This window comes from Synechococcus sp. BA-120 BA3, assembly GCF_034931285.1.
Classification (GTDB): Bacteria; Cyanobacteriota; Cyanobacteriia; order PCC-6307; family Cyanobiaceae; genus Cyanobium.
Window position 1 is genome coordinate 1 of record NZ_JAYGHZ010000350.1, and the last position, 5701, is coordinate 5701.

8 protein-coding genes and 1 pseudogene are annotated in these 5701 nt (G+C 69.1%); 7 read left to right on the plus strand and 2 right to left on the minus strand.

Annotation, left to right across the window (positions count from 1 at the left end):
* Positions 1–326: 326 nt before the first annotated feature.
* Positions 327–428: pseudogene (locus tag VB737_RS14440) on the plus strand (AbrB/MazE/SpoVT family DNA-binding domain-containing protein); the annotation flags it as partial.
* A gap of 58 nt (positions 429–486) precedes the next feature.
* Positions 487–822: a type II toxin-antitoxin system PemK/MazF family toxin gene (locus tag VB737_RS14445; protein WP_500313981.1), complete on the plus strand. Its 336-nt coding sequence runs from the start codon at positions 487–489 to the stop codon at positions 820–822.
* A 40-nt stretch (positions 823–862) separates the two neighbouring features.
* On the opposite strand, the gene VB737_RS14450 is transcribed toward VB737_RS14445, so the two are convergent.
* Both VB737_RS14450 and VB737_RS14455 read right to left on the minus strand, forming a co-directional pair.
* On the minus strand, positions 863–1255 hold the full coding sequence (locus tag VB737_RS14450) for a type II toxin-antitoxin system VapC family toxin (RefSeq protein ID WP_500313982.1): 393 nt from the start codon (positions 1253–1255) through the stop codon (positions 863–865).
* Positions 1252–1473: a type II toxin-antitoxin system Phd/YefM family antitoxin gene (locus VB737_RS14455; RefSeq protein ID WP_370515507.1), complete on the minus strand. Its 222-nt coding sequence runs from the start codon at positions 1471–1473 to the stop codon at positions 1252–1254. The genes VB737_RS14450 and VB737_RS14455 overlap by 4 nt, the downstream gene beginning before the upstream one ends.
* A 393-nt stretch (positions 1474–1866) precedes the next feature.
* Between VB737_RS14455 and VB737_RS14460 the strand changes: the two genes are divergently transcribed.
* From VB737_RS14460 to VB737_RS14480, 5 genes are all read left to right on the plus strand, one after another.
* Positions 1867–2151 (plus strand): HigA family addiction module antitoxin, encoded by a 285-nt coding sequence (locus VB737_RS14460; RefSeq protein WP_500313993.1) that lies wholly within the window; start codon positions 1867–1869, stop codon positions 2149–2151.
* 154 nt (positions 2152–2305) lie between these two features.
* Positions 2306–2512 carry a 2-oxoisovalerate dehydrogenase gene (locus VB737_RS14465; RefSeq protein ID WP_500313985.1) on the plus strand — a complete coding sequence of 69 codons (207 nt, stop codon included), beginning with the start codon at positions 2306–2308 and terminating at the stop codon, positions 2510–2512.
* Positions 2509–2754, plus strand: coding sequence for a type II toxin-antitoxin system HicA family toxin (locus VB737_RS14470; protein ID WP_500313987.1), 246 nt, complete (start codon positions 2509–2511; stop codon positions 2752–2754). Before VB737_RS14465 ends, VB737_RS14470 begins: the two co-directional genes overlap by 4 nt.
* A 266-nt stretch (positions 2755–3020) precedes the next feature.
* The gene (locus VB737_RS14475; protein WP_500313989.1) at positions 3021–4571 is read left to right on the plus strand and encodes a class I adenylate-forming enzyme family protein; all 1551 of its coding nucleotides are present in this window, start codon (positions 3021–3023) and stop codon (positions 4569–4571) included.
* Positions 4561–5701 (plus strand): hypothetical protein (locus VB737_RS14480; protein ID WP_500313991.1); only part of this gene is annotated, 1141 nt, incomplete at its 3' end. The genes VB737_RS14475 and VB737_RS14480, both read left to right, overlap by 11 nt.

Sequence of the window (5701 nt, forward strand, 5' to 3'; positions counted from 1 at the left end):
ATCCCAATGGACTGATGAGCAAGACCAACCGGCGCCGGCTACGGCGTCAACAAGCCGGGGCTACAGCCTCACAGGGTGGGCCAGATTTCATGTCGCCGGAGGACCAATTCCGGATGTCGCTTGACAACGCCCTGCGCAGGGGCGGGGCTGGCGGTTGCCGGGCGCCATGTCCAGGTCTGGCTCTGAGCGGCCCGCCAGGCCATCGCCCCTGACGGGATCCCTTCTGGCGTGGGTGTGCAACGGCTGCAGCCAACCCGGCTCAGGGTGCTGGTCTGCCGCCCCAGCCGTTTGAGGCGTCAATACTTTTGTCTATACGATTGAGTCCCATGGTTGCCACCCCTTCCCGCCAGGCCCTGCGCCGCTGGGGCAACAGCCTCGGCATCCGCTTGCCCGCCTCCATTGCCCGTGAGGCTCGGCTTCAGGTGGATCAGGCCGTGGAACTCTCCGTTGTGGAGGGAGGCGTGATGATCCGGCCGGTGCGGCGACGTGATCTGGATCGACCACAACCCCCAGGCCGGCCGCGAGATGAGGGATCACCATCCCTTTGCGGTGCTCTCCACCGCTTCCTTCCACACCACCGTGGGCCTGGTGGTGGGCTGCGCGATGACCACAGCTCCTCACAACTGTGGCTCCACCCTTGCTGTGGACCTGGGCCCCATCCCCGATCGGCCGGGTTCCCATCGCTATGTGCTCTGCCAGCAACTCAAATCCTTCGACTGGCGCGCCAGGGGCGCTCGCCCGCATCCGATCGGGCGACTGCACGACTCCCACCTGGAGGAGGTGATGACGATTGTGGGGCAGATCCTTGCGTTGGTGGTGTAGGCCTTCGCCAAGGTGGCCGCACGGCAGCTCCTCGCGCTCGCTATCCGATCACATTCACGGTGTTGCCGTAGCGCCGCAACTGGCGGTCCGCTGTCAACAGCAGCATGGGTTCCGTCCTGCTCTGGCACACCAGCAGCCGATCAAAGGGATCGCGATGGTCGGCATCGGCCTCCAGCTCCGCCACCGCCAGCAGATGGGCGTTGCGAATCGGCAACCAGCGAAAGCCCTGCAGCGGCACCTGGCGCTCCAACTCGGGCAGATCCACTTGCAAGCGGCCGATCGACACCTTGATCGCCATCTCCCAAAGAGAGGCCTGACTGACGAACACCTCTGCCTCCGGGGCCTGCACGCGCTCCACCACAGGCTCCGGCAGTCGCGGATCGTCATTCAGCCACCACAGAACCACGTGGGTGTCGAGCAGCAGCCGCGTCACTGCAGCGCCTCAAACAGGCCATCCAGTGGCGCATCGAAGTCAGCACCGAGCTGGATCTGGCCGCGCATCGCCCCGGGCGCTGCCACAGGCTGGGCTTGAGCCTGCCAGCTCACCAGCCGTGCAATCGGCACGCCGGCCCGGGCAATCACCACCTCCTCTCCCTGCTCCACCACATGCAGCAGCTGGGAGAGCTGGGTCTTGGCCTGGTGGATGTTCACCGGCTCCATGGCGGATCGCCCTGAACTAAGTCTTAGTTTAGTCCACCCATCGCGGCGGCGACGTCCACGGCGATGCAGAAGAGCCACCAGCCGCTATCCCCTGGAGCGACCCCTCCTGGCGTGCGTCGTTTGGCTCAGCCCGAACGTTCGTCGTCGCCGACGAGGAGAACCGCGTGGCCGCCTATTTCAGTCTCCCCGTGGGCCAGAGGTCGACAGGGTGGAGGCGCCAGAGCGCATTCGTCAGGGCAGCGGGAGAACCATGGACTTCGCCTCGGTTCAGGGGGAACCGCCATGGCCAGCACAGCATCCGCATCAACGACCAGTTCCGGCTCTGCTTCATCTGGACGGAAGCCGGGCCAGAGGAGGTCGAGATCGTTGACGTCCACTGACGTGATGCTTGTGCCCCCGGGCGAGGTGCTGCTGGAGGAGTTCCTCAAGCCGATGGGGATCAGCCAGTACCGATTGGCGCTGGCCATCAGCGTGCAGGAGAGCCGCATCAACGCGATCGTGAAGGGTCGGCGGGCGATCACCGCCGATACCGACCTGCGCCTCTGCCGTTTCTTCGGCCTGAGCAAGGGCTTCTGGCTGCGGATGCAGGCCAGCCATGATTTGAAGCTGGCCAAGCAGGCTCTGGTGAGCGTGCTGCCGGCAATCGTGCCAATCCAACCAATGGCGTGAGCAGGCCTGGCGGTTCAGTGCCAGCAGATGCCGCCCTCTGCGTCGCTCAGCTGCTCGCCGCCCACCAGGTCGACAGTGCCCTTCTCGCAGCGGGTGATGCCGTTGAAGGTGAATCCGGCCCACCACTGCAAGACTGGTGCCACTGGAGGGCGCCATGCAGGAAATCCTTTTCGTGGTCGAGGAGGCGGAGGATGGTTCCTTCCGGGCCAGCGCAGCTGCCGCGGCGATCCACACCGAGGCCGACACGCTTGAGGACCTCCACAAGGAGATTCGCGACGCCGTTGTCTGCCACTTCGATCCCGGCCAGGCGCCACCCCTGATCCGCCTCCATCACGTGAGGCAGGAACTGCTGGCCCTGTGAGGATTCCGCGGGACGTCAACGGCCAGCTCCTGGCCGAACGCCTGCGGCGCCATGGCTACGTGTTGACCCGTCAAACAGGTAGTCACATGCGGCTGAGCCGAAGCTCTGACGGCCAGCAGCAGCACCTCACCATTCCTGCCCACAAGCCCCTGAGGGTCGGCACCTTGCGGCAGATCCTCAAGGACGTGGCCAGCCAACTGGGCTGCTCGATTGAAGAGGTGATCGGCAGCCTTGATTTTTGAGGGCCGGGATACGGCGCCTGAGCAGCTCAATGAGCATCAACGGTCGGTAGATGGGGCTCATGCACATCCGCTCGGTGATGAACTGCCGCAGGCGCTCGTAGGTGGCGGAGGGGGGCGGGGGCATCCTCGCTGGGCTGTGACGGGGGCGGCACTGGTGGAGGAGAAGCCCCGGCGATCTCCTGGCCCACGAATGCTCCCCATCTCGCTCCCAGCAGCCGCGGCGCGACCCCAAACCGTTGCCAGAGTGGGCGGGCTTACGGCGCCCCATGCCCCACCACGGCCCGCCCCTGGCCCCACTCGTCGACCTGACCCGCCTCCTGGAGGCGGGCCTGGGGCGCGACCCGGCGGCAGCGGCGCTGCAGGATCTGGACCACAGCATCGGCTGGGCCGAGCTCGACCGGCAGGCGGAGCAGCTGGCCAGGGCCTACCAGCGGTTGGGCCTGCGGCGGGGCGACCGGATCGCCTCCCTGATCCCCAACCGGGTGGAGCTGGTCGTCCACTACCTGGCCGGCCTGCGCAGCGGCCTGGTGCTCACCCCGCTCAACTACCGCTATGTGTCCCCGGAGATCGACCATGCGCTGACCGTGAGCGGCGCCGCGGCCCTGGTGTTCCACGGCGAACGGCTGGCCGATGTGCGGGCCAGCGCCGTGGCGGGCGGGCTGCCCCTGGGCTGCCACCGCATCGACGATCCCACCGGTTTCGGCGACCTGCTGGCCGCGGCACCCGCCACCGGTGATCCCTCGCCCTGGCCCGCCCTGGCCGCGGACGATCCCTGCTTCCTCTTCTTCACCTCCGGCAGCACCGGCCGGCCCAAGGGCGTGACCCACAGCCGCGCCAGCTTTGCCGCCGTGCTCACCTCCTTCATCCAGGCCAGCGAACTCCAGGCCGGCGAGGAGGTGCTGGCCGGCAGCTCCCTGGCCCACCTCGCCTCCTGCGCCCTCGTCCTGGCCGCCCTGGCCGCCGGCGCCTCCGCGGCGATCGCCAGCCGCATCGATGCGGCCACGGTGGAAACCCTGCTGCGGCGCCACCGGCCCTCGCTGCTGCTGATGCTGCCCGCCGCCCTGTTCGAACTGCTGCGCAATGACCAGCTCCAGCCGACGGATCTGGGCTCGGTGCGGCTCTGCATCAGCGGCGGCGACAAGGTGCCCCATCAGCTGCAGGAGGAGTTCCGCCGGGCGGCCGGCTTCGGGATCGACGAATGCTTCGGCATGAGTGAGATCGGCTACGCCACCCTGGCGCCCCCGTCGGGCCCGAACCGGATCGGCTCCGTCGGCCGGCTCTGCCCGGGGTTCAGCGCCAGCCTGCGCGACGACGACGGCAACGAGGTGGCCCCGGGCGAGCAGGGGCGCCTCTGGATCCAGGCGCCGTCCCAGATGGTGGGCTACTGGGACAACCCCGAAGCCACCGCCGACACGATCCGACAGGGCTGGCTGGACAGCGGCGATGAGATGCGCATCGACGCCGATGGCTATTTCTGGTTCTGCGGCCGCCGCAAGCAGATCATCGTCCACGACAGTTCCAACATCTGCCCCCAGGAGGTGGAGGAGGCGCTCTCTGAGCATCCGGCCGTGGATCTGGTGGGGGTGATCGGCATCCAGGACCCGGTGCACGGCGAGAACGTGCGGGCCTACCTCACCCTGCGCCCCGATCAGCCCGCCCCCAGCGAAGCCGAACTGATCGCCTTCGTCCGGGCCCGCGTCGGCTACAAGGCGCCGGAGGAGATCCGTGTGCTGCCTGACCTGCCGCTCACCCCCGTGGGCAAGACCGACCGGCTGGCCCTGCGGCAGCTGGCGGCGGATGGGCTGCATGCCGGTTGAGGCCTCCCTGCTCGACTGGATCGGCAACCGCGGGCGCCGCTGCAGTGTCGGCGAGGCGGCCGCCGGCACCGGGCTGTCCCTGCAGGAGGTGGAGCCGGGGCTGCTGGCCCTGGTGGCCGAAGTGTCCGGCCATCTGCAGGTGGCCGAGGACGGCACCCTGCTGTTCGTCTTCCCTCCGGCGCTGCGGATGCGGCTGTTGGCCCTCAGCGGCCGCCGGCGCCTGCAGGCCCGGCTGCAGGCGGTCCTGCGCCTGGCCGCCCGGCTGATCCGGCTCAGCTTCGGCCTGGTGCTGCTGCTGGTCACCACCCTGGTGGTGGTGATCCTGTCGGTGCTGCTGATCGTGCGGCTGTTCACCAGCGACGACGGCGACGATGCCGGCCTGGCGTTGCTGCAGGGGCTGGCCCAGGTGCCCCTCTCGATCCTGGATCTGCTCGCCTCCGGCCTCCGGGCCCCGGCGCGCGGGGGTTCCTCCTCTGTCACGCCGCAGCAGCTGTGGAGCCTGCTCTGGGACCTGCCCGGCGAGGGCGCCGATCCGGCCTCCCTGGGCTTCCTCAGCGCCGTGTTCTCGATCCTGTTCGGCGATGGCGATCCCAATGCCCGCCTCGAGCCGCTGCGCTGGCGCCGCATCGGCGCCGTCCTGCGCCAGCGCGGTGGCGTGGTGATCGCCGAGGACCTCGCCCCGCTGCTCGATCTGCCCGACTGCCCCGCCGATCCCGACCGCCGCCGTGACCTCGCCGATGCCGCCATGCTGCCGGTGCTGCTGCGCTTCGACGGTCGCCCCGAGGTGAGCGAGGACGGGGACCTGAGCTATGGCTTCCCCTCCCTGCCCGCCAGAGCCGCCAAGGTTGACGGGCCGGTGCCGCCCCTGCGCGAGCGGGCCTTTCGCTTCAGCCGGGCCGGCGTCGGGCAACGGGCCGCCTATGGCCTGATCGTCGGTGCGCTGCTGGTGCTCGCGCCGTGGCTGCTGGCGATCACGCCCGCCTGGCTGCCCCCCGCGGCCTGGCTGGCCCGATTCGCCATCGGCTACGCCCTGTTGCTGCTGCTCCTGCCCCTGGCCCGCCTGCCGCTGCAGCACTGGCGCAACCGTGCCATCGCCGCCCGCAATGCCCGCCGCCAGGCCTGGGCCCAGA